Origin of the sequence: Brevundimonas olei, assembly GCF_037055245.1 — a bacterium.
Taxonomy (GTDB): Bacteria; Pseudomonadota; Alphaproteobacteria; order Caulobacterales; family Caulobacteraceae; genus Brevundimonas; species Brevundimonas olei.
In genome coordinates this window covers 1759138-1780943 of record NZ_CP146369.1, presented here as the reverse complement: position 1 = coordinate 1780943, position 21806 = coordinate 1759138, and the positions used below count along the sequence as shown (strand labels likewise).

At 67.6% G+C, this 21806-nt stretch carries 18 protein-coding genes and 1 tRNA gene; 8 read left to right on the top strand and 11 right to left on the bottom strand.

Features of this window, described 5'->3' with window-relative positions; all coding sequences use genetic code 11:
- Nucleotides 1-38 precede the first annotated feature (38 nt).
- The 3 genes from V8J38_RS08470 to dapA all read right to left on the bottom strand — a co-directional run bounded on the left by V8J38_RS08470 (nucleotide 39) and on the right by dapA (nucleotide 3885).
- Nucleotides 39-2429, bottom strand: a complete 2391-nt coding sequence (locus tag V8J38_RS08470; protein WP_338578613.1) for a penicillin-binding protein 1A — start codon at nucleotides 2427-2429, stop codon at nucleotides 39-41.
- Between the two features lie 101 nt (nucleotides 2430-2530).
- The gene (gene smpB, locus V8J38_RS08465; RefSeq protein ID WP_291775056.1) at nucleotides 2531-3001 is read right to left on the bottom strand and encodes an SsrA-binding protein SmpB; all 471 of its coding nucleotides are present in this window, start codon (nucleotides 2999-3001) and stop codon (nucleotides 2531-2533) included.
- Nucleotides 3001-3885 (bottom strand): 4-hydroxy-tetrahydrodipicolinate synthase, encoded by an 885-nt coding sequence (gene dapA, locus V8J38_RS08460; RefSeq protein ID WP_338574857.1) that lies wholly within the window; start codon nucleotides 3883-3885, stop codon nucleotides 3001-3003. The genes smpB and dapA overlap by 1 nt, the downstream gene beginning before the upstream one ends.
- Nucleotides 3886-3999: 114 nt before the next feature.
- Here dapA and V8J38_RS08455 point away from each other — a divergent pair, with 114 nt between their 5' ends.
- A complete protein-coding gene (locus V8J38_RS08455; protein ID WP_338574856.1) occupies nucleotides 4000-6030 on the top strand; it encodes a lytic transglycosylase domain-containing protein in 2031 nt (676 codons plus the stop codon).
- Here V8J38_RS08455 and V8J38_RS08450 read toward each other — a convergent pair.
- Genes V8J38_RS08450 through V8J38_RS08435 form a run of 4 tightly spaced genes read right to left on the bottom strand, consistent with a single transcriptional unit; the run spans nucleotide 5963 to nucleotide 9205 of the window.
- Nucleotides 5963-6799: an ABC transporter ATP-binding protein gene (locus tag V8J38_RS08450; protein ID WP_338574853.1), complete on the bottom strand. Its 837-nt coding sequence runs from the start codon at nucleotides 6797-6799 to the stop codon at nucleotides 5963-5965. The two genes, V8J38_RS08455 and V8J38_RS08450, sit on opposite strands and share 68 nt — an antisense overlap.
- Nucleotides 6787-7776, bottom strand: a complete 990-nt coding sequence (locus V8J38_RS08445; RefSeq protein ID WP_338574850.1) for an iron ABC transporter permease — start codon at nucleotides 7774-7776, stop codon at nucleotides 6787-6789. Before V8J38_RS08445 ends, V8J38_RS08450 begins: the two co-directional genes overlap by 13 nt.
- Nucleotides 7773-8567 (bottom strand): ABC transporter substrate-binding protein, encoded by a 795-nt coding sequence (locus V8J38_RS08440; RefSeq protein ID WP_338574848.1) that lies wholly within the window; start codon nucleotides 8565-8567, stop codon nucleotides 7773-7775. The genes V8J38_RS08445 and V8J38_RS08440 overlap by 4 nt, the downstream gene beginning before the upstream one ends.
- 5 nt (nucleotides 8568-8572) lie before the next feature.
- A complete protein-coding gene (locus V8J38_RS08435) occupies nucleotides 8573-9205 on the bottom strand; it encodes a TetR/AcrR family transcriptional regulator (RefSeq protein WP_291775039.1) in 633 nt (210 codons plus the stop codon).
- Nucleotides 9206-9420: 215 nt separating this feature from the next.
- Between V8J38_RS08435 and V8J38_RS08430 the strand changes: the two genes are divergently transcribed.
- The 3 genes from V8J38_RS08430 to V8J38_RS08420 are packed head-to-tail and all read left to right on the top strand — an operon-like array spanning nucleotide 9421 to nucleotide 12469.
- On the top strand, nucleotides 9421-10743 hold the full coding sequence (locus tag V8J38_RS08430) for a glycosyltransferase (RefSeq protein ID WP_338574845.1): 1323 nt from the start codon (nucleotides 9421-9423) through the stop codon (nucleotides 10741-10743).
- Nucleotides 10744-10760: 17 nt separating this feature from the next.
- On the top strand, nucleotides 10761-11657 hold the full coding sequence (locus V8J38_RS08425) for a class I SAM-dependent methyltransferase (RefSeq protein ID WP_338574842.1): 897 nt from the start codon (nucleotides 10761-10763) through the stop codon (nucleotides 11655-11657).
- On the top strand, nucleotides 11657-12469 hold the full coding sequence (locus V8J38_RS08420) for an RNA methyltransferase (protein ID WP_338574841.1): 813 nt from the start codon (nucleotides 11657-11659) through the stop codon (nucleotides 12467-12469). Before V8J38_RS08425 ends, V8J38_RS08420 begins: the two co-directional genes overlap by 1 nt.
- On the opposite strand, the gene V8J38_RS08415 is transcribed toward V8J38_RS08420, so the two are convergent.
- A complete protein-coding gene (locus tag V8J38_RS08415; RefSeq protein WP_338574838.1) occupies nucleotides 12466-13755 on the bottom strand; it encodes an MFS transporter in 1290 nt (429 codons plus the stop codon). The two genes, V8J38_RS08420 and V8J38_RS08415, sit on opposite strands and share 4 nt — an antisense overlap.
- A 64-nt stretch (nucleotides 13756-13819) precedes the next feature.
- Complete coding sequence (gene hrpB / locus V8J38_RS08410; RefSeq protein WP_338574835.1) at nucleotides 13820-16255, bottom strand: ATP-dependent helicase HrpB; 2436 nt, start codon at nucleotides 16253-16255, stop codon at nucleotides 13820-13822.
- Between the two features lie 158 nt (nucleotides 16256-16413).
- Between hrpB and V8J38_RS08405 the strand changes: the two genes are divergently transcribed.
- Both V8J38_RS08405 and V8J38_RS08400 read left to right on the top strand, forming a co-directional pair.
- Nucleotides 16414-18072 carry an amino acid permease gene (locus V8J38_RS08405; RefSeq protein WP_338574833.1) on the top strand — a complete coding sequence of 553 codons (1659 nt, stop codon included), beginning with the start codon at nucleotides 16414-16416 and terminating at the stop codon, nucleotides 18070-18072.
- Between the two features lie 145 nt (nucleotides 18073-18217).
- A tRNA-Leu gene (locus tag V8J38_RS08400) sits at nucleotides 18218-18302 on the top strand.
- Nucleotides 18303-18308: 6 nt separating this feature from the next.
- Here the strand turns inward: V8J38_RS08400 and V8J38_RS08395 are convergent.
- A complete protein-coding gene (locus V8J38_RS08395) occupies nucleotides 18309-19136 on the bottom strand; it encodes an NAD(P)H-hydrate dehydratase (RefSeq protein ID WP_338574832.1) in 828 nt (275 codons plus the stop codon).
- Between the two features lie 118 nt (nucleotides 19137-19254).
- Between V8J38_RS08395 and V8J38_RS08390 the strand changes: the two genes are divergently transcribed.
- Together V8J38_RS08390 and glnA are read left to right on the top strand one after the other, a co-directional pair.
- Nucleotides 19255-19593, top strand: a complete 339-nt coding sequence (locus V8J38_RS08390) for a P-II family nitrogen regulator (RefSeq protein ID WP_121482972.1) — start codon at nucleotides 19255-19257, stop codon at nucleotides 19591-19593.
- Between the two features lie 60 nt (nucleotides 19594-19653).
- Entirely contained in the window at nucleotides 19654-21063 is a 1410-nt protein-coding gene (glnA, locus tag V8J38_RS08385) for a type I glutamate--ammonia ligase (RefSeq protein ID WP_291775014.1), read from the top strand.
- Between the two features lie 55 nt (nucleotides 21064-21118).
- On the opposite strand, the gene V8J38_RS08380 is transcribed toward glnA, so the two are convergent.
- On the bottom strand, nucleotides 21119-21766 hold the full coding sequence (locus V8J38_RS08380) for a CatB-related O-acetyltransferase (protein WP_338574820.1): 648 nt from the start codon (nucleotides 21764-21766) through the stop codon (nucleotides 21119-21121).
- Nucleotides 21767-21806 lie beyond the last annotated feature (40 nt).

The following is a 21806-nucleotide window of genomic DNA, read 5'->3' as shown; positions in this document are numbered from 1 at the left end:
GGGCATCCGGCGCGCCGAAGAGGGGTGTAACTAGAGCGTCAGTAGAGGTCGCTCAAGTCCTCGGCCGGCTGCTTTTTGGGCGGCGGCGGAGCCACGGGCGGCGGCGCGACCGGCGCCGGAGCCTGGGACCTGGCTTCCTGCTCACGACGGATGACGTCGTAATAGTTCTGCGGCCCCTCCGGCTGGACCGGGCGCGGCGCTTCTTCGCGCAACTGGCGTTCGGTGCCCGGACGGAAGGCTTCCTCAATGCCGTTCACGGTGCGGAAGATGGCGTTCTTCGGCTTCACGAACGGCCGCGCCGGGCGCTCCTTCAAGGCGTCTTCCATGAAGTCGATGAAGATCGGCACGGCGGTCGAAGCCCCCGCCTCGCCGCCGCCCAGCGAGCGGTTGTCGTCAAATCCGACAAAGACGCCCACGACGACGTCCGCCGAAAAGCCGACGAACCAGGCCGAACGGTACTCATTGGTGGTGCCGGTCTTGCCGCCGACCCAGGGGCCGAGGCTGCGCGCCCGGGCGCCGGTGCCGCGCTGAATCACGCCCTCCAGCATCGAGGTGATCTGATAGGCGGTGATCGGGTCGATCACCTGGGTTCCACGATCCTGCAGGCGCGGCGACTCCTGGCCGCTGAAGCCACGGCCGCAGTCGCGGCATTGGCGTCGATCGGCGCGATGGATGGTCTGGCCGTTCCGATCCTGAGCCAGTTCGATCAGATAGGGATCGATCCGCCGGCCGCCGTTGACGAAGGCGGCATAGGCCGCAGTGATGCGATAGGGCGTGGTCTCGCCCGCGCCCAGCGACATGGCGAGGTTCGGCGACATATCATCGACCACGCCCATCTTCTTGGACAGGTCGACGACGTTCTTCATGCCGACCGCCTGGGCCAGGCGCACGGTCATGACGTTACGCGACAGCTCCAACCCGCGCCGCAAAGTCTGCGGGCCGTAGAACTGGCGGCTGTAGTTCTGGGGCGTCCAGGCGCGGCCGCCGGGGCCGCCGGGGAAGCTGATGGGCGCATCCAGCACGATGGAGGCCGGAGTGAAGTCGCCTTCCAGCGCCGCCGCATAGACGAAGGGCTTATAGGCCGAACCCGGCTGACGACGCGCCTGCGTCGCACGGTTGAAGCTGGACAGGGCGTAGGAATAGCCGCCGACCATCGCCAGGACGCGACCCGACTGCGGCTCGATGGCGACCAGGGAGCCGTTGACCGCGGGGACCTGTTTCAGGGCGAACTGTCCGCCCTGGCGCTCCACGAAGATCAGATCGCCGCGTTTCAGGGGACGGCGTCCAGCGTTGGACCAGGCCACGTCGGCGGCGCGCAGCGCGCCCGTCTGATCGTCCCTGGCCGTGCGGACCCGAACCGTGCTTCCGCTGACGTTCTCGACGGCGGCGGCCTGCCACGAACGGCGCTCGGGCGGGGTCGTGCGCTTCTGGGCTTCGGCCTGCCAACCATCGGCGAAATCGGTCGTGCCCCAAGCGCCGCGCCAGCCGTGGCGACGGTCGTAGTCTTCAAGGCCGCGCATCAGCGCGTCGCGCGCCGCCGACTGCAGCTGCGGGTCCAGGGTGGTGCGCAGATAGTAGCCGCCGCGATTGACCTCTTCCTGACCGAACAGGGCGATGGCCCGACGACGCGCCTCTTCCACGAAGAAGTCAGCGTCGGCGTACTCGGCTCGACGCGGCGCCGAACGGGTGTTCAAGGGACGCGCCAGCGCGGTCTGCAACTGCACGTCCGTCAGCCACTTGTTGTCGGCCATTTCGCCCAGCACCCAGTTCCGCCGTCCCAGCGCGGCCTCGGGGTAGCGTTTGGGGTGATAGTTGGTCGGCCCCTTGGGCAGGGCCGCCAGGAAGGCCGCCTCGTCCGGCGTCAGCTGATCCAGCGACTTGCCGAAATAGTTGTAAGCCGCCGAGGCGACGCCATAGGAACGATAGCCCAGGTAGATCTCGTTCAGGTACAGCTCGAGAATCTGCTCCTTGCTCAGCGTCGCTTCCAGACGGCTGGAGAGGACGGCTTCCTTGAGCTTGCGGTTCAGACTGGTCTCGCTGGTCAGCAGGACGTTCTTGGCCACCTGCTGGGTGATGGTCGAGCCGCCTTCCAGGCGACGACCGGACAGCACGTTGAAGACGTTCTTGAACATGGCCCGGCCGATGCCGGACACATCGATGCCGCCGTGGCTGAAGAAGTTCTGGTCCTCGGCCGCCAGGAAGGCGTGAACGACCGTCTGCGGCACCTGGTCATAGGTGACGTAAATCCGGCGCTGATCCGAGAACTCGCCGATCAGGGTCCCGTCGCCGGCGTAGACGCGCGTCGCCGTCGCCGGGCGATAGTCCGCCAGTTCGGACGCGTCGGGCATGTCGTGCAGGACCCAGGCGGCGTAGATCGCCACCACCACCCCGGCCACGGCGATGGCGCCCAGCAGGGCCACGCCCGCCATGACGAACCAGCGTTCGGCTATCTTCACCGTGAACTCCGCAAGACGCACCCCATCATCGCTCGTTTATCGCGCGTCGCGCGGCGCGCAAAGCGGAACCGCACTTATCCCTTGTCGCGCAGCAGGCGCGCCTTGTCTCGCTGCCAGTCCCGTTCGGCCGAAACCTCGCGTTTGTCGTGCAGCTTCTTGCCCTTGGCCAGGGCGATTTCCAGCTTCGCCTTGCCCGCTTCGTTCAGATACAGGCGCACCGGAACGATGGTGCGGCCGTCCCGCTGGACGGCGCCGATCAGTTTGTCGATCTGCTTGCGGTGCAGCAGCAGCTTCCGGTGGCGGCGCGGCTCATGGTTGAAGCGGTTCGCCATCTTGTAGGGCGGGATATCGGCGTTGATCAGCACCATCTCACGCCCCTCCGGCGAGACATAGCTTTCGGCGATGTTCGCCCGCCCGTCGCGCAGGGCCTTGATCTCGGTGCCCAACAACTGGATTCCGGCCTCGATGTAGTCCTCGAGGAAGTAGTCGAAGCGTGCGCGCCGATTTTCGGCGATCGTCTTTTGCTTGGGCGCGTCAGCGGCCATCAGGCGACCCCGGCCTCGGTCAGCGCCTTGTCGATGGCTGGCTTCACGGCGTCGGCCGTCAGCGACAGCGGCAGCCGGACCTCTTCCTCGCATAGCCCCAGCCTGGCGAGGGCGTATTTGGCCGGCGACGGGGAGTTGTCGAGGAACAGCGCCTTATGCAGGCCGATCAGGCGCTCCTGCCAGGATCGGGCGACGGCGAAGTCGCCGGCCTGAATCGCATCATACAGGGCGACCATGGCCTCCGGCGCGACATTCGAGGTCACCGAGATCACCCCGACGCCTCCGTGGGCGGCATAGCCCAGATAGCTGGAGTCATCCCCCGAGATCAGGTCGAAGGCGCCGTGGATATTCGCTCGCATCCAACTGGCCCGCGCCACATCCGCGCTCGCATCCTTGATGCCGACGATGTTCGGATGCGCCGCCAGGGCCGCAACGGTTTCGTTCGACAGGTCCACGCCGGTACGACCGGGCACGTTGTAGAGCAGAATCGGCAGTTGCACCGCATCGGCCACGGCCTCGAAATGGGCCTGCATCCCGGCCTGCGAGGGGCGGTTGTAATAGGGCGTGACCACCAGGGCGCCGTCGGCGCCGACCGTCTTGGCGAAACGGGTCAGTTCGATCGCCTTGTCCGTCGCTGAAGAACCGGCGCCGGCGATGACGCGGATGCGCCCGGCGGCGATCTCCGCGCACTGTTCAACCACGCGCTTGTGCTCGTCCAGGTGCAAGGTCGCGCTTTCGCCCGTGGTGCCCATCGGCACGACGCCGTGAACCCCGGCGGCGATCTGGCGTTCCAACAGACGCCTGAAAGCGGCCTCGTCCACGTTTCCGTCACGAAGAGGTGTGATCAGGGCGGTGATCACGCCCTTGAACAAGGGGGCGGTCATGGGAACAACATACCTGCGCGGAGAATGGGCGGCGGTCCGCCCGTCACTAATCGGCAAAGGGTAGGTTGCCCGCCGCTTGGCCGCAACCAAAGATGAATGAGGATCAGATATCTGATGATCGCGACGACCGTGGCCGCCGCCCTGGCGATACTGACTCCACCGGCTCAGGATGTGCTGAACAGCGCGCCGGTCCCCTACTCCGCCAGTCAGGGCGGAATCATCAACAGCCAGGACGCCGCCCTGGTGCAGCAGGGCCTGACGGCTGCGCGGGCGCGCGACGTCGTCGGAACCCAGTCCATCATGGCCCGCATTTCCGATCCGACCGCACGCAAGCTGGTCGAATGGGCCCTGGTGGACACCTCGGACAAGCAGATGTCCTACAGCGACCTGGCGCTGGCTCAGACCGATCTGGCGAGCTGGCCCCGCGGCGATTCTCGTCGAGCGGCGGGCGAGCGCGCTCTGGACATGGCGGGCCAGTCGCCGGACGCCGTCCTGGCCTTCTTCAACGGAACCGCCCCCACCACGGCCCAGGGCGCCATCGCCCTGGCCGGCGCGCTGGAGCAGACGGGCCGCCGCCATGAGGCCCAGGCCCTGATTCGCGACTGGTGGCGCACCCAGAGTTTTGAGGAAGCCCAGCAAAGTCGGATCTATTCGCGCTGGAGCGGCTGGCTGACCAGCGACGACCATGTGGCGCGGCTGGACATGCTGCTGCTGGGACCGCACGGCCCGGCGACGCGCGCCATGGTCGCCCTGGTTCCGGCCGACCGCCAGGCCGTCGCCAACGCCGTGATGTCGCTTCGAACGGCCTACGCCCCGGACGCCATCGTCGCCGGCCTGTCGCCCGCTCAGGCCAACGACCCGGCCGTGGTGCTGGAGCGGGTGCGCCTGCTGCGCTCCGCAGGTCGTCAATCCGAGGCCTTCCCGCTCCTGTCCGCCCTGCCCGCCGCCCCCTCGCACGCGGACGGCCAGAACACCCTGTGGAGCGAACGCCGCAACTATTTCCTCGACGCGCTGCAACAGGGGAACGCTCGCGCCGCCTACGCCGCGATGAACGGCCACGGCTTCCCTTCGGGCGAACGCAAGGTCGACGCCGAATTCTTCGCCGGCTGGGTAGCCCTCACCAAGCTGAACGACCCGGCGACAGCCGCCCAACATTTCGAGGCGCTGCGCAACGCCTCCTCGACCCCGATCACCCAGGGGCGCGCCCTCTACTGGCTGGGTCGTGCGGCCGAGGCGCGCGGCGACCGACAGGGCGCCCAGAATTGGTATCAGGCGGGCGCCGCGCACTGGCAGACCTTCTACGGCCAGCTTGCCGCGGAAAAGGCCGGCGCGACCACCCTGACCCTGCCCGGCGAGCCCACTCCCTCGCCCGAGGACGTCAATCGCTTCGAGGGTAATGAGGTGGTGCGGGCGACCCGCATCCTGGGCCAGATCGGCGAGAAGAACCTGATGCGGGTCTTCGCCTACCACCTGGATGACACCCTGCCCTCGCCCTACGATCTGTCGCAGTTGTTCGACCTGATGCAGGGCTATGGCGATCAGTTCGGATCGATGATGGTCGGCCGCGCGGCCAGCCAGCGCGGCTTCGTCATGCCGGAGCGGATGTATCCGATTCGCCTTCCGCAGCAGGTTCCGGGCATGGCCCCCAATGAGTTCGCCCTGGCCATCACCCGTCAGGAATCCAGCTTCGACCCTCTGGTTCGTTCGGGCGCCGATGCGCGGGGGATGATGCAGCTTCTGCCAGCCACGGCGCAGGGCGTGGCGCGCCGCATGGGCCGCGCGTTCAGCGCCGAACAGCTGTGGGACCCCGAGATCAATATGACTCTGGGCAGCTATCATCTGGGCGAGTTGATGAACAATTTCGGCGGATCGCCCTTGCTGGCCGCCGTCGGCTACAACGCCGGACCGGCGCGCCCGCCGCAATGGACCGCCCGTTGCGGCGATCCGCGTCAGGCCCAGGTCGATCCCATCGACTTCATCGAGTGCGCGCCCTTCACCGAGACGCGCAACTACATGATGCGGGTGATGGAGAACATGCAGGTCTATCGCGCTCGGCTGAACGGCGGCTCGGCCCCCCTCACCCCGTCGGCGGATCTGGCGCGCGGCACGCCGCCGAACGCAGGCCCGCGGCCCTATCAACCCTGACTACAGGGCGGCGGGCCGCCAAAATCGGCCCGTCCAACGCCTCCAGCCAAACGGCGTCGAGGTTGAAAACGGTCTTCAGAATGCGCGGCGACAGAGCCTCGGCCGGCGCGCCTTCAGCCGCCGTGCGCCCCTGATCCAGCACCACCACCCGGTCGGCGAAACGGGCCGCCAGGGTCAGATCGTGCAGGCTGACCAATATCCCGCGTCCGGCGTCGGCCCGGGCCCGTAGCCGCTCCAGCACCAGAAGCTGGGCGTCGGGGTCCAGTCCCGCGATCGGCTCGTCCGCCGCCAGCAAGGGCGCTGGAGCCGTCAAGGAGCGGGCCAGCAGGACGCGCGCCCGCTCACCGCCCGACATCTCGGCGACGCCGCGATCCGCCAGATGGCCGACGCCCAACTCGTCCAGCGCGGCGCGAGCCCGGTCCAGGGCGGCGGCGCCCGCCAGGAACGGCGCGCCCAGCGCCGCCAGCTCGACCGCAGGAAGATTCCAGGCGATGGAACGGTCCTGCGGCAGATAGGCCGCGCGCTCGCCCCGCTGACGCTCGGACAGCCGTCGCGCCTCGTCGCCGCCCAGACGCGCGGCGCCCTGCGTCAGTCGGACCAGCCCCAATGCGGCGCGCACCGCCGTCGACTTGCCCGCACCGTTCGGCCCGCACAGGGCCACGACCTCGCCCGGCCGCACGGACAGGGAAGCGCCCTTCAGCACTTCCGCGCCGCCCACACGGGCGTGCGCGTTCGCAAGCTCCAGCAGCACCGCCGTCACAGCCGCCACTCCCGCGCGGCGCGCCAGGCGATCAGGGCGAACAAGGGCGCGCCGACCAGGGCGGTGAAGACGCCGAGCTTCAACTCCTGATCCGTGGGCAGCATCCGCGCCGCCAGATCGGCGATCACCAGCATCAGGCTGCCCGCCAGCGCCGAGGGCGGCAGCAGCCTGCCCGGATCGCCGCGCACCGCCGCGCGCACCAGATGCGGCGCCGCCAGGCCGACAAAGCCGATGACGCCCGCCACCGCCACCGCCGCGCCCGCCGCCAGGGCCGCCGCCGCCAGCGCCAGGACCCGCATCCGGCCCATCGACAGGCCAGACGCCCTCGCCGCCTCTTCGCCCAGCGTCAGCATCCGCAGGCCGGGCGACGCGCTTCGCGCCAGCAGGGCGGCGATCAGGACGGCCGGCGCGACCCAGGCGACGTCGATCCAGCTGCGGTTCTCGACCGACCCCAGCAGCCAGTTCATCACCTCGGCTGAGGCGATGGGCGACGGCGAAAGATTGAAGATCAGCGCGGTCAGCGCGCCTGCGAAACTGGACAAGGCCACGCCGAACAGGATCAGCGCCTCGGGCGTCCGCACCCGCGCAGCCAGGGCGATCAGCAGCCCGCCGGCCGCCGCGGCGCCGAACAGCGCCGAAACCTCGACCGCGCCGGGAACGGCCGCCAACCCCAGAACGATGGCCGTCGCCGCCGCCAGGGCCGAGGCGGCCGATACGCCCAGCACGCCAGGCTCGGCCAGGGGATTGCGCAACAAGCCCTGCATCACCGCGCCGGCCAGCCCCAAGGCGGCTCCCACGAAGAGAGCGGCGATGGCGCGCGGAGCCCGCACCAGCCACAGCACCTCGCCGGGTCCGGAAGCGGGACGACTCAAGGCTTCGGCGTAGTCAGTGGCGCTGAACCGGGTCTCGCCCAGCGTCACAGCCAGCGCGACGGCCAGCACGATCGCGCCCGCCAGAACGAGGTTCAACACCCAGACCCTGCTCATGAGGCTTGTTCGGCCAGCTGGGCGGCGGCGTCCGCTGCGAACCAGGCGGGACACGTCAGCACCGCGCCAGGCAGCTCCGCCGCCGTCCGTCCTTGCATGGCGCGACGCATCATCGGATGCCGGCCCGCCCCGCGCCAGTCGGAGCGCGCCAGATCGAAGAAGCCCTTCACGAACAGGGCGGGCGGCGTCAGCAACACCCCCTCCAGCCCCAACGGCTGATAGCCGGGCCGCTCAACGCCGTTGCGAAACCCTGCGGCGCGCAGAACGGCGTCCATCAGGGAGCCTGGCCCGGTCGTGAATCCGCCCGCAGTGACATAGACGGCCTTCCGCCCCCGCCCCGTCCCTTCCGCCTTCGCCAGTCGAGAGTCCATACGCGCGATCAGGGCCTCGCCGCGTTCGACGGCGCTCACGGCCTCGGCCACGGCGCGGATGTTGGCGCGAACCCCATCCATGTCCGCAGCGTCGGTGATCGTCACCGTGCGAACCCCATCCCGCTTCAAGGCCGCGAGCAGGCGCGGATCTCCGCCCCAGTAGCGCACCGCCACGTCCGGTCCGAACCCGACAGCAGCCTCCAAGGTCGGGCGGACCCGCCGATGTCCTTCGGCCTGCGCGCGCAGCCAGGAGTCCGGGTCGTCAGCCCTGGGCGACAGGCCCAGTTCCGCATCCGGGGCCAAGGCAAGGACGAACTGATCGGCGCATTGGTCCAGAGCCATGACGCGCAGGGGAGCGGGGATCGCCTCGTCACCGCCGAAGCCGGAAATCGCCAAGGCCAGGGCGACCGCCCCGATCATGGACCTCACGAGGCGGTCAGTCCCGCGAACAGGGCGTCCATCTGCGTGCGAACCAGCGTCTCGCGGTCCGCCCAGTCGAAGTAAGGCTTGGTCGTCATGATGGAGACCAGGCCATGGGCGCTGGCCCAGATGACTTGCGCCAGAGTGCGCGGCTCGCCTCGCAACGCGCCCTGATCGACCGCCTCTTCCACCACGCTGACGAAAGCCCTGAACAACTCCGCGCCGCTCTGCTGAGCCACGGTCTCGGCGCCGTGGCGCGTCTGCACCGGCGGTGTCAGGTAGGCGAGGCGATAGGCGTTGGGATTGGCGAAACCGAACGCCATGTAGTTCTCGATGATCCGACGCAACCGAGCCAGCGGCGGCGCGTCTTCCGCCAGGGTTCGACGGTGCTCCTCGGCCAGGGTGTCGAAGGCGTTGCGGCAGATCTCATTGAGAATCTCGCCCTTGTCCGCGAAGTGCATGTAGAGGGCGGTCGACGACAGCCCCACTTCATCCGCGATCTTGCGGATAGTGGCGCCCTCATAGCCCTGCTCGACGAAAATGCCCTCCGCCGCCGCCAGAATTTCCGCGCGGCGCTCGTGCCCTTCGCCCTTGGGCTTGCGGGTCGAACGCGACGATGCGGCAGGTGCGACCGACACTTGAGTGCTCCCCAACCTGGAACTCCTGTGAGAGGGCCGTGATAGCCGCAAATGCCCGTTCAGGCCAAATATTTCACTTTACAGTCTTGTCAATATAACCTTGATATCTATCAGGGAGGGCGAGAATGCGAAGGGGGACGATCGTTCCAGCGGACGGCGATGCTCTAAGGTCCGCGCGCATCACGCTGACGCTTGGTCAGGCCGCGAGCTTGGCCTTGTTCCTCGCCAGCGGTCTGGTCGCCGCCGCCCTTGCGCCGGTATCCGGTTCGGCCGTGTTGCTGGGCCTGCAGATCGGCTTCATGAGCCTGGCCGCCTGGAGACTCTTCCTGCTCTGGACCAGCCGGGGTTGGAGGCAGCCTGAGGCATCGCCCCAACCGCCGGATCAATGGCCGCGCTACACCGTTGTGGCCGCCCTGTATCAGGAGACCGCCATCCTGCCGCAGTTGATCGAGCGGCTTTCCGAGATCGACTATCCCAGCGACCGGCTTGAGGGCTATCTGGCGCTCGAGGCCGACGACGTCGAGACGATCAGGGCGGCGCAGGATCTGGCCCGTCCCGACTGGCTTCGGGTTCTGATCGTGCCACCGGGCGCGCCGAAGACCAAGCCTCGCGCGCTGAACCACGCCCTGTCCCGCTGCACCGGCGACCTCATCACCATCTATGACGCTGAGGATGATCCGGATCCGTTCCAACTGCGTGAGGCGGCGGCGCGGTTCAGCCACGAGGGACAAGGCCTGGCGTGCCTTCAGGCGCCGCTTCGCATTCGGCGCCGGGGCAAGGACAGCGCCAGCCCCTTCCTCGATCGACAGTTCGCGGCCGAATACGCCGCCCTGTTTGAAGTCACCCTACCGGCCATGAGCCGCCTCGGCCTGCCCTTTCCGCTCGGCGGCACCAGCAACCATTTCCGCGTCCCGGTGCTGCGAGCACTGGGAGGTTGGGACGCCTGGAACGTCACCGAGGACGCGGACCTGGGCTTTCGAATCTGGCGCGCCGGCCATCGGTTGGGCGTCATCGAGAGACCGACCTACGAGCCTCCGCCAGGCCCCTTGCGTCTCTGGCTTCCGCAACGCACGCGCTGGCTGAAGGGCTATCTGCAGACCCTGGCCGTCCATACGCGTTATGCGGAAGGGATGGGCTGGAGAGGCTGGACCGCACTGGCGGCTACGGTTGGCGCCGGGGTTGCGTCCGCCGCCATCCACGCCATCTGCGCCGCCTGGGTGTTCTGCGTGGCCCTGACCGCCCTCGTAGCCGGAGGCCTGCCTCATTTCTCGCCGCAAGGCAGCGTCGTCCTTGTGTCGGGCATCGCCGCCGCATGGCTTTTGAAGCATCGAGGAGCGCGACAGGCGGGCGGCGCCTATGGCCTGGGCGATATGGCGGCCTCCCTCGCCTATTGGTGCCTGCTCAGCCTGGCCTTCGCCCATGCCGTCATCCGGCTGATCTTGGAACCTCATCACTGGGACAAGACGCCCCATCATGCGGAGCCCGATCCAGAGATAAGCGCGATCGACGGCGCAGACGCTGGACGAGCGGCCGCCTGAGCGCCTAATCAGCGCCCATGGCTCCGGTTCTTTCCCCCACGCCCGAAACCCTCGTCACGCGCGGGTGGTCGGACTACGCCCTTCTGGATAGCGGCGATGGCCGCAAGCTGGAGCGCTACGGCCGCTACACCGTGGTGCGCCCCGAGCCGCAATGCTTCTGGAAGGCCCATGACGAAGCGGCCTTCGCGCGCGCCAACGCCATGTTCGATCCGCAGCAGGAGGAAGAGGATTCCGGTCGCTGGCGCTTCGACACGCATGGCCCGATCGACGCCTTCCCGCTGAAATGGCGCGATGTGCGCTTCATGGGCCGGTTCACCCCGTTCCGGCACCTGGCCTTCTTCCCCGAACAGGCGGCCAACTGGGAATGGCTGGACGCCCGCGTCCGCACCTTGAAGCAGCCGAAGATCCTGAACCTGTTCGGCTATACCGGCGTCGCCAGCCTGGCCTGTTCGGCGGCAGGCGCGCACGTCACCCATGTGGACGCCTCGAAGAAGTCCGTGACCTACGCCCGCGAAAACGCCGAACTGTCAGGCCTGGCTGATCGTCCCATCCGCTGGATCGTCGAGGACGCCCGCAAATTCGTGGCTCGCGAAGTGCGGCGCGGCAGCCACTATGACGGCATCATCCTCGACCCGCCGAAGTACGGGCGCGGCGCCAATGGCGAGGTCTGGCGCCTGTTCGAGGATATGCCGGACCTGCTCAAGGACTGCGCCGCCCTGCTGTCCGACGACGCCTCCTTCCTGCTGCTCAACGCCTATGCAGCGCGGATTTCCGGCCTGTCGCTGGCGCATATGATGGCCGAGGCGACGCAGGATCGCGGCGGCCGCATCGACTGGGGCGAATTGGCGCTGTCAGAGGACGGGCCGGACGCACGCGCGATCGGCCTCAGCTTCTTCGCCAGATGGAGCGCCTGATGTCCGAACGTCTCATCACCTCCCTGACCAACGACACCATCAAGGCCGTCCGCGCCCTGCACATGCGCAAGGAGCGCGAGGCGACCGGCCGCTTTCTGGCCGAGGGGCTGAAATTCATCGGCGAGGCGCTGGATCAGGGCCGCGCCCCGGTCATGCTGCTGGTCGGCCAGGACGCCCGGTCGCACCCCCTGCTGGACCGCGCCAAGGCCGAGACGAAGAAGGCCGGCGGCCAGATCATCGTCGTCACCCACGCCATCCTCGAAAAGATCAGCCGTCGCGACAATCCGCAGACGGTGCTGGGCGTGTTCGAACAGGTCTATACGCCGCTGGACGCCATCCGGCCTGACGCCAAGCCCTGCTGGGTGGCGTTGGAGCAGGTGCGCGATCCGGGCAATCTGGGCACCATCATCCGCACCGCGGACTCGGCCGGGTGCGGCGGCGTGATCCTGATCGGCGACTGCGTCGATCCCTTCTCGGTCGAGGCGGTGCGGGCCACCATGGGCTCGGTCTTCGCCGTCACCATCAGCAAGACGACGCGCGAGGAATTCCTGGCGTGGCGCGCCTCATGGCCTGGCAGCGTGATCGGCACCCGCCTCGATGCGACGCACGGCTATCGCGACAGCCCGGTTCGCCACCCGGCGCTGATCCTAATGGGTAACGAGCAGGCGGGCCTGACCGACGACCTGGCCGCCGCCTGCGACGTGAACGTCAAGATTCCCATGCGCGGCCGCGCCGACAGCCTGAACCTGGCCGTCGCCACGGGGATCATGGTCTATGCCGTGACCGACGCGGCCTACGGCTCCAGCCTCTAGGCCTCGCCCTCGGTCCTGATGCGGCCCATGCCGATGAGGGCCAGAGCCGTCAGCAGGGCTGCGACCGTCAGATAGGCGCCGACCGCCTGAAGCCCGTAATGGCCCGCCAGCCAGGTCGCGGCATAGGGCGCCAACGAGGCGCCGAGGATGCCCGCCAGATTGAAGGTCATGGACGCGCCGGTGTATCGCACCGCCGTCGGAAACGGCCGCGCCAGCGCCGCGCCCAGCGGGCCGTAGGTGCAGCCCATCAGGCTGAAGCCGATGATGAAGAAGGCGATCACTCCGACCATGCCTCCGCTCCCGAACAGGGGCGCCAGGATCAGGCCGAACAGGGCGATGGCGACCGTCGTCGCCAGCAACGTCCGCCCCTGCCCCCAGCGATCCGCCGCCAGCGCCGCCAGCGGAATGAACAGGCCGAAGAAGCAGACGCCCAGCAGCTGGATCGGCAGGAACTGTTCTCGCGTATAGCCCATCGCCGTCGTGCCCCATCCCAGGGCGAAGACGGTCATCAGGTAGAAGAGGACGAAGGTCGCCAGCCCGGCCAGCGTCCCGGTCAGCAAGGCGAACTTATGATGTGCGACGAGGGTCAGGGCGGGAGCCTGGACCCGTTCGGCGCGATCGATGGCGCGCTTGAACTCAGGCGTCTCGGTGATCTTCAGCCGCATCCACAGGCCGACGATGACCAGCAGGGCGCTGGCGATGAAGGGGATGCGCCAGCCCCAGGCCATGAACTGGCCCTCGTTCATCAGCTGACCCAGAACGATGAAGGACAGCGTCGACAGGATGAAGCCGATCGGCGCGCCCAGTTGCGGGAACATGCCGAACCAGGCCTTCTTGCCCGGCGGAGCGTTCTCGGTCGCCAGCAAGACCGCCCCGCCCCATTCGCCGCCCAGGCCCAAGCCCTGACCGAACCGACACAGGGCCAGCAGCAGGGGCGCCATCACCCCGACCGAATGCCAGGTCGGCAACAGGCCGATGGCGATGGTCGACAGGCCCATGGTCATCAGGGCCGCCACCAAGGTCGCCTTGCGTCCCACCCGGTCGCCGAAATGGCCGAAGACGACAGCGCCGACCGGCCGAGCGAAGAAGGCGATGGAGAAGGTCGCGAACGAGGCCAGCATGGCCGTCATCCGGTCGCCGCCGGGGAAGAACAGATCCGGAAAGACCAGCACCGCCGCTGTGGCGTAGATGTAGAAGTCGTAGAACTCGATCGTCGTGCCGATCAGGCTGGCGAACAGAACGCGCCGCTTGGAGGCGGACGGCGGTGAAACAGCGGCGTCGGTCACGCGAAATCCTTACGATTGACGCACGATCATTGCGGCGCGCCGCCGTCAGGCGTCAAGCGGACGATCAGGTTCCGCGCGGCTTGGCCCTACTGGTGGCTGTCGCATTGGCCGGGTCTTCCGGCCATGGGTGGCGCGGATAGCGCCCGCGCATCTCGCTACGCACCGCCGACCACGATCCAGCCCAGAAACCCGGCAGGTCCTTGGTCACCTGAACCGGCCGTCGGGCGGGCGACAGCAGACTGAGCGTCAGGGGAGCACGCCCGCCGCCGACGGTCGGATGGGCCTTCACCCCGAACAGCTCCTGCACGCGGATTTCGACGCGCGGCCCGCCCGCGGCGGCATAGTCGATGCCCGCGCTGCCCAGCGGCGTGGTCAGGCGCGTGGGCGCCAGATCATCCAGCTTGCGCTGCAGGTCCCAGGGGATCAGGCCGCGCAGAGCCTCCGCCAGCCGACCGTCGCTGATGTCGGCCAACGACCGCGCCCCGTCCAGCAGCGGCCACAGCCAGTCCTCGCGCGACGCCAGCAGACCTTCGTCCGAAACATCAGGCCAAGCCTCATCCAGCCCCCGCAGGAAAGCCAGGCGCGCCCGCAGCGCCCTCGCCTGTTCGCCCCAGGTCAGGGCGCCGAGGCCGTCCGTCTCGATCTCCGCCTTCAGCGCCGCCGTCATCGTCGCCCGATCCGGCGCGCCGACGATCTTTTCATCCAGCACAAGGGCGCCGATGCGGCGAATGCGGCGGATCACCGGCTTGCCTGACGGCTCGCGCGTCAGCCGATCTTCGACCTCGATCAGATGCGCCAGGTTACGCTCCAGCGTCGCCGCGTCCAGCGCCGCCGCCAGGCGGACGCGATCACACGTGTCGCCGCCGCCCAGTTCCGCTACGGCCAGCCAGGCCTCGCGCGCCAGATGATCCGTGGGTTCGATGAAGGCGCCGCGCCCCGAGGCCAGCAACAGTTCGCCCGGCTTGCCCCTGGCGCGCGCGATGCGTTCGGGAAAAGCCTCAGCCAGCAGCAGCCCTGCATCGGCCTCGCCGTCCCGCCCTGCGCCTGCGGCCCGCGCCCAGCGCTCGGCCAACTTCATCGCGTCGCGTCCACGCGGCGACCGGTCCCGCTCCAGCCCCCTGAGCCGGTCGAGCAGATCGACCCCGTTCCCGCCCAGGCCCGGCTCGCTGAGCACCGCCGCGATCCTCGCTCCGCAAAGCGCATCGCCCTGATCCGAGGCGACGGCCGCCATATGCGCCAGGCGCGGCGCCAGGGGGATGCGCGTCAGACGTCGACCACGGGCCGTCAGATCCCCCTTGGCGTCCAGCGCGCCAAGACGGGCGAGCGCCTTGCGCGCCTCGGCCATCGCTCCGGCAGGCGGCGGGTCCAGCAGGGCCAACCCTTCCACCGACTTCGCCCCCCAGCGCGCCAGATCGAGGGCGAACGCGGTCAGGTCCGCCTCCTGAATCTCAGGCCGCTGATGCCCGACCAGACCACGTGTCTGCTCCTCGTCCCACAGGCGGTAACAGACGCCGGGCTCGACACGCCCCGCCCGGCCGCGCCGCTGCTCCGCCGAGGATCTGCTGACCTTGACGGTGGCCAGGCGGGTCAGGCCGCTGGACGGCTCGAAACGCGGCACGCGCGACAGGCCGCCGTCGATGACGACGCGCACCCCCCCAATCGTCAGGCTGGTCTCGGCCACCGAGGTCGCCAACACCACCTTGCGGCGACCATGTGCGGCGGGCTCGATGGCCCGGTCCTGCTCGCCCTTGTCCAGCGCGCCATACAGGGCGACCACGTCGACCGACGGATCACGCAGCCGCTCTTTCAGGCGCTGGACCGTGCGGTGAATCTCCCCCTGCCCCGGCAGGAAGGCCAGGACCGAGCCGGTCTCGTCATGCAGGGCCTGAACCACGGCCTTGGCCATGGCGTCCTCGAATCGTTCGACCGGGTTGCGGCCCAGATAGCGGGTCTCGACCGGGAACATCCGCCCTTCGGCCTCGATGACGGGGGCGCCGTCCAACAGCTTGGACACGCCCGCGATGTCGAGCGTCGCCGACATGACCAACAGGCGCAGATCGTCGCGCAGCACGGTTTGGCTGTCACGCGCCAGCGCCAACCCCAGATCAGCGTCCAGACTGCGTTCGTGGAATTCGTCGAACAGGACGGCGCCGACGCCTTCCAGCCCCGGATCGTCCAGGATCATCCGCGTGAAGACGCCCTCGGTCACCACCTCGATTCGGGTGTCCGGGCCGATCCGGCTTTGCAGGCGAGTGCGGTATCCGATGGTTCCTCCCGCCTTCTGGCCAAGGCTGGCGGCCATGCGGTCGGCGGCGGCGCGCGCGGCCAGTCGTCGCGGCTCCAGCACGAGAATCCTGCCGCCGCCCAGCCACGGCTGATCCAGCAACGCCAGAGGCACGACCGTCGTCTTGCCCGCGCCCGGCGGCGCGGCCAGCACGACCGCAGAGGTCTGAGCCAGGGCGACCTTGAGGGGCTCCAGAACGGCGTGAATCGGCAACATGACACGCGCTGTAGCGCCTTCGGCCGGGGTCACGAAAGCGTCGTCGGCGCGTCATCCTTCGTAAACCGCGTTGCGCCGAGGCCCTCAGATGGCTAGCGTCCCCGCCCAAGAAGGCGACCCGGGAGGGGTCGTCGCATAAATGTTGGGGGCGCACCTGCATGTCTGCAGACGGCGTAAAGCCTGCCGGAAACCGGCTATTTCTTAAAAAATCCATCGCCCAGATTCAGAAGGAAGCCGCCAAGAGCGAGCTGAAACGGACCCTCGGTCCGCTCAATCTGATGAGCCTGGGCATCGGCGCCATCATCGGCGCGGGCATCTTCGTGCTGACGGGTCAAGTGGCTTCGGCCCATGCCGGCCCGGCCATCATGTTCTCCTTCGTCATCGCCGGCATCGCCTGCGGTCTGGCGGGCCTGTGCTACGCCGAACTGGCGTCGACCATGCCGGTGTCGGGTTCAGCCTACACCTATGCCTACGGCACCCTGGGCGAGATCTTCGCCTGGATCATGGGCTGGCTGCTGGTGCTGGAGTACGGCGTGGCGGCTTCGACCGTCGCGGTCGGCTGGTCCGGCTACGTCGTATCGATCCTGAGCGACTTCGGGGTCAGCGCCAGTCTGTTCCCGACAATAAGTTATCCCGGCGGAGAAGGGCCCCAGTGGGCCACTCCGCTGATCCAGTACGTCGCCTCGGGCGCCGATGCGGGCTTCCCGCTGACGGGCACCTTCAACCTGGTGGCGGCTGTCGGCATCGCCGCCGTGTGCGGTCTGCTGGTGCTGGGCGTGTCGGAATCGGCGAACATCAACAACGCCATCGTCGTCATCAAGATCATCGTCCTGCTGACCTTCATCGCCGTGGGCCTGCAGTACATCAACCCGGCCAACTGGGACCCCTTCATCCCGCCGCAGGGCGACAGCTGGGACCAGTTCGGCGTGGGCGGCATCTTCCGCGGCGCCTCGATCATCTTCTTCGCCTATGTCGGCTTTGAAGCGGTTTCGACCGCCGCCGCCGAGGCCAAGAACCCGTCGAAGGACGTTCCGATCGGCATTCTGGGCGCCTTGTTCGTCTGCACCTTGATCTACATGGTCGTCGCCGCCGTCATGACCGGCGTGGTGCCCTACCTCGAGCTGGCTTCGCCGGCCCCGATCGCCGTCGCCATCGACCGCATGGCGCTCAGCTGGGCCGACGTTCCGCTGGCCGGCGCGCCGGGCGGCAAGCTGAACATGATCGCCTTCCTGATCAAGATCGGCGCCATCACCGGCCTGTCCTCCGTCATGCTGGTGCTGTGCTACGGCCAAACGCGTATCTTCTACACCATGGCGCGCGACGGCCTGCTGCCCAAGGCGTTCGCCGTGGTGCACCCGAAGTTCCGCACTCCGTGGATCGGCACCATCCTGCTGGGCATCGTCATCGCCATCGCGGCGTCCTTCCTGCCAATCTCGATCCTGGGCGACCTGGTGTCGCTGGGCACTGCGACGGCCTTCGCCATCGTCTGCCTGTCGGTCATCGTCCTGCGTATCAAGCACCCGGAGATGGAGCGTCCGTTCCGCGTTCCGGGCGGCATGGTCACCGCCGTTCTGGGCATTCTGGCCTGTCTGACGCTGGCGTCGTTCAACTTCGTGCCGATGGTGCAGCACGCGCTGAACGACAACCCCCTGCCGCTGACCATCCTGGGCGTCTACGCCCTGGTCGGCGCCCTGATCTACGGCCTGTACGGCTTCGCCCACTCGAAGCTGGCCAAGGGCGTAGACATTACCGAGGACACCGCGCTTGAATCGGCGGTCGAGGCCTTAGGCCACGGCGTCGACAACAAGAAGGACTGATCCCGGTCGGTCCTTCGGCCTCAAGCAGCGCGAAGCGCGGTAGGCCAAATAATGAGAAAGGCCCCGGAGCGATCCGGGGCCTTTTTCATGCTCGCACGGGATTGCCGAAACCGCCGCCCTCGCCTACAGCCTCCGGCGAACCTATGCGGATGTGGCGGAACTGGTAGACGCACCAGATTTAGGTTCTGGCGCCGAGAGGCGTGGAGGTTCGAGTCCTCTCATCCGCACCAGGCTTTTCAGCCGTTCATAAGATCAGCCAGGACCGCCGGAAGCCCTTGCGGCAGATCCTCGGAGATCAGCCCCGGTCCAAAGCGTCGCGCGGCCTCCGAATGCATCCACACCGCCGCCCGCGCCGCGTCGAAGCTGTCCATGTGCTGGGCGATCAGCCCCCCGATCATCCCGGCTAGCACATCGCCGCTGCCCGCCGTCGCCAGCCAGGGGGAGCCGTCGCCGTTGACCGCCAGGCGGCCGTCAGGCGCAGCGATAACCGTCGCGGCGCCCTTCAGCACGATGATCGCGCCTGCTAGCCGCGCCGCCTCCTGCGCCGCGCCTTCCCGTCCCTGTCTCTCCAGCAAGCCGGGAAACAGCCGCTCGAATTCGCCTTCATGAGGCGTCAGGACATCGTCTCGGTCCAGCCAGGCGAACAACTGCTCAGGCCTGTCGCGAAACAGCGTCAGCGCGTCCGCATCGACCACCAGAGCCGCGCCCGTACGCGCCAGAGCCGCCAGGTTCAGCGCCGTGTTCTCGTTCAACCCGGCGGCCGGGCCGATCACGACGGCGTCCATCGGGTCGGCCATGATCTGAAGCTGGTCCGGCGTCGCGAAACTGGCCAGCATCACCGCTTCCAGCGTGGGCGCCAGAACCGCAGCCGCGTCCGGCGGGCAGAAGACCTTGACCAGACCTGCGCCGATCCTCAGCCCGGCCCTGGCCGATAGCCGAGCCGCGCCGGTGGACAAGGGGCCGCCCGAGACGACGCCCAGCCGCCCACGGGCGTGTTTGTGGCTCTGCGGCCCCGGCTGAGGGAGCAGATGGCGCCATTCCGAAGGGGTGTTACCGAACTTCATGTGGATTTCCGTTCACGGATGGCCTCTGGGTACGAAAATCGCTTGCCAAATTGTGCGATGCAATGTCCCTTTACCGCCCGAGCGTCGGACCAAACAAGGAGCCGCCTCGGGATCCGCCATGAAGAAGATCGAAGCCGTCATCAAGCCATTCAAGCTAGATGAAGTAAAAGACGCTCTCCAGGATATCGGAGTGCAGGGCATGACCGTGCTGGAGGCCAAGGGATACGGCCGCCAGAAAGGCCATTCGGAACTCTATCGCGGCGCCGAGTACGTCATCGACTTCCTGCCCAAGATCAAGATCGAGGTCGTGGTGTCGGATGACCTGGCCCCCGCCGTGGTCGAGACGATTCAAAACGCCGCCCGCACCGGCAAGATCGGGGATGGCAAAATCTTCATCACCACGCTTGAAGACGTCATCCGCATTCGCACCGGTGAAACCGGCGCCCAGGCCATCTAGACCAACGGCCGCCTCTCGGGGCGGCCGATTTCAATTCTCCAGCTACAGGACCTCCTCCCCATGAGCGCCGCCCAAAAGATCCTGCAAGACATCAAGGACAAGGACGTCCAGTACGTCGATCTCCGTTTCACCGACACGCGTGGGCGGGTCCATCACGTGACCTTCGACATCGGCATGGTCGATGAGGATTTCCTCGAAGAAGGCACCATGTTCGACGGTTCCTCCATCTCCGGCTGGAAGACCATCAATGAGTCCGACATGCTGTTGAAGCCCGACCTGGCGACGGCCTTCATCGATCCCTTCTATCAGCAGACGACGCTGTTCCTGTTCTGCGACGTGCTGAGCCCCGACACGGCCGAGCCCTACAACCGGGACAGCCGCTCCATGGCCAAGAAGGCCCTGGCCTACGTCCAATCGTCGGGCGTGGGCGACACCGTCTACTTCGGCCCCGAAGCCGAGTTCTTCGTCTTCGACGACGTGCGCTGGAGCACGGCCGCCCACGACACCCGCTACAGCTTCGACTCGACCGAACTGCCCGCCAACACCGGTGCCGAATACGCCGAGGGCAATCTGGGGCACCGCCCAGGCGCCAAGGGCGGCTATTTCCCGGTCAATCCGGTCGACTCGGGTCAGGACCTGCGCGGCGAGATGCTGGCGGTCATGAAGGACCTGGGCCTAGATCCGGAGAAGCACCACCACGAGGTCGCCCCCGCCCAGCACGAGCTGGGCCTGAAGTTCAGCGACCTGCTGACCATGGCCGACCGGATGCAACTGTATAAGTACGTGATCCACAACGTGGCCCACGCCTATGGCAAGTCGGCGACCTTCATGGCCAAGCCGATGTTCGGCGACAACGGCTCGGGCATGCACGTCCACATGTCGATCTGGAAGGACGGCAAGCCTCAATTCGCCGGCGACAAGTACGCCGGCCTGTCGCAGGAATGCCTGTGGTACATCGGCGGCATCATCAAGCACGCCAAGGCTATCAACGCCTTCGCCAACTCGACCACCAACTCCTACAAGCGTCTGGTGCCCGGCTATGAGGCGCCGGTGAAGCTGGCCTATTCCGCCAGCAACCGTTCGGCCTCGATCCGCATCCCGCATGTCTCGTCGCCCAAGGCCAAGCGTATCGAAGCCCGCTTCCCCGATCCGATGGGCAACCCCTATCTGACGTTCGTCGCGCTGCTGATGGCGGGCCTGGACGGCATCGAGAACCGTATCGATCCCGGCGCGGCCGCCGACAAGAACCTGTACGATCTGCCGCCGGAAGAGCGTCACTCGATCCCGGAGGTCGCCGGTTCGCTGCGGGAAGCCCTGGACGCCCTCGACGCCGACCGCGCCTTCCTCAAGAAGGGCGGCGTCATGGATGACGACTTCATCGACGCCTACATCGAGCTGAAGCAGCAGGAAGTCGCCCGGCTGCAGTTGCACCCGCACCCGGTCGAGTTCGACATGTACTATAGCTGCTGATCCTCGGATCAACCTGATGCAGAAGCCCCGGACGGTTCGCCGCCGGGGCTTTTTCTTAGCTTTGGTCGTAGCGGGTCGACGCTTCGATCAGAGCCTCAATGTCGTCAGCACACAACAGGGGGCGCAGGGCCTCGAACTTCCTTTCGGACCAACTATAGACGTCGAGCGCCAGCAGAGCCTCGATCACGGCGTCCGGGAACCGCTTGCGGATCGGAACCGCTGGATTGCCCGCCACGATGGCGTAAGGCGCCACGTCCTTGGTGACGATGGCTCCTGAGGCGACGACAGCGCCCTCGCCGATCGTCACGCCGGGCATGATCATGGCGCGCATCCCCATCCAGGCGCCGTCCTTGATGACGGTGTCGCCCTTGCCCTGATAGGCGTCGAGGATGACCTCTGCGAAGGGGTAGAGGCTGAACCAGTCCGTTCGGTGCGTGTGGTTGCCGCCCAGCAGGATCACCGCCTCTGCGCCGATGCAGACGCAATCGCCGATGAACAGTTGGTCGATCGGCCACTGCGGCGTCCACGCCTTGAGGCTGTACGCATCGCCATAGAGATAGCGGACGACGCTTTCCTCGAAGGAACCGCTCCAGGCGTTGCTGTAGTAGCTGCGCCGGCCCTTGATGTGGATGTTCGGGTTGGCGACCGTCTCGTGCAGCAGTTCAACCTTGGACCAGTGCCGATCCGGGGCGGTATGGGACATGAAGCGACCTCAAGATGCTTGTCAGCGTCCGGATCGCCTC

Coding starts and splice junctions, on each gene's coding strand:
- V8J38_RS08470 (WP_338578613.1), bottom strand. CDS start 2,429: ATGGCGGGCGTGGCCCTGCTGGGCGCCATCGCCGTGGCCGGGGTGGTG.
- smpB (WP_291775056.1), bottom strand. CDS start 3,001: ATGGCCGCTGACGCGCCCAAGCAAAAGACGATCGCCGAAAATCGGCGC.
- dapA (WP_338574857.1), bottom strand. CDS start 3,885: ATGACCGCCCCCTTGTTCAAGGGCGTGATCACCGCCCTGATCACACCT.
- V8J38_RS08455 (WP_338574856.1), top strand. CDS start 4,000: ATGATCGCGACGACCGTGGCCGCCGCCCTGGCGATACTGACTCCACCG.
- V8J38_RS08445 (WP_338574850.1), bottom strand. CDS start 7,776: ATGAGCAGGGTCTGGGTGTTGAACCTCGTTCTGGCGGGCGCGATCGTG.
- V8J38_RS08440 (WP_338574848.1), bottom strand. CDS start 8,567: ATGATCGGGGCGGTCGCCCTGGCCTTGGCGATTTCCGGCTTCGGCGGT.
- V8J38_RS08425 (WP_338574842.1), top strand. CDS start 10,761: ATGGCTCCGGTTCTTTCCCCCACGCCCGAAACCCTCGTCACGCGCGGG.
- V8J38_RS08420 (WP_338574841.1), top strand. CDS start 11,657: ATGTCCGAACGTCTCATCACCTCCCTGACCAACGACACCATCAAGGCC.
- hrpB (WP_338574835.1), bottom strand. CDS start 16,255: ATGTTGCCGATTCACGCCGTTCTGGAGCCCCTCAAGGTCGCCCTGGCT.
- V8J38_RS08405 (WP_338574833.1), top strand. CDS start 16,414: ATGTCTGCAGACGGCGTAAAGCCTGCCGGAAACCGGCTATTTCTTAAA.
- V8J38_RS08395 (WP_338574832.1), bottom strand. CDS start 19,136: ATGAAGTTCGGTAACACCCCTTCGGAATGGCGCCATCTGCTCCCTCAG.
- V8J38_RS08390 (WP_121482972.1), top strand. CDS start 19,255: ATGAAGAAGATCGAAGCCGTCATCAAGCCATTCAAGCTAGATGAAGTA.
- glnA (WP_291775014.1), top strand. CDS start 19,654: ATGAGCGCCGCCCAAAAGATCCTGCAAGACATCAAGGACAAGGACGTC.
- V8J38_RS08380 (WP_338574820.1), bottom strand. CDS start 21,766: ATGTCCCATACCGCCCCGGATCGGCACTGGTCCAAGGTTGAACTGCTG.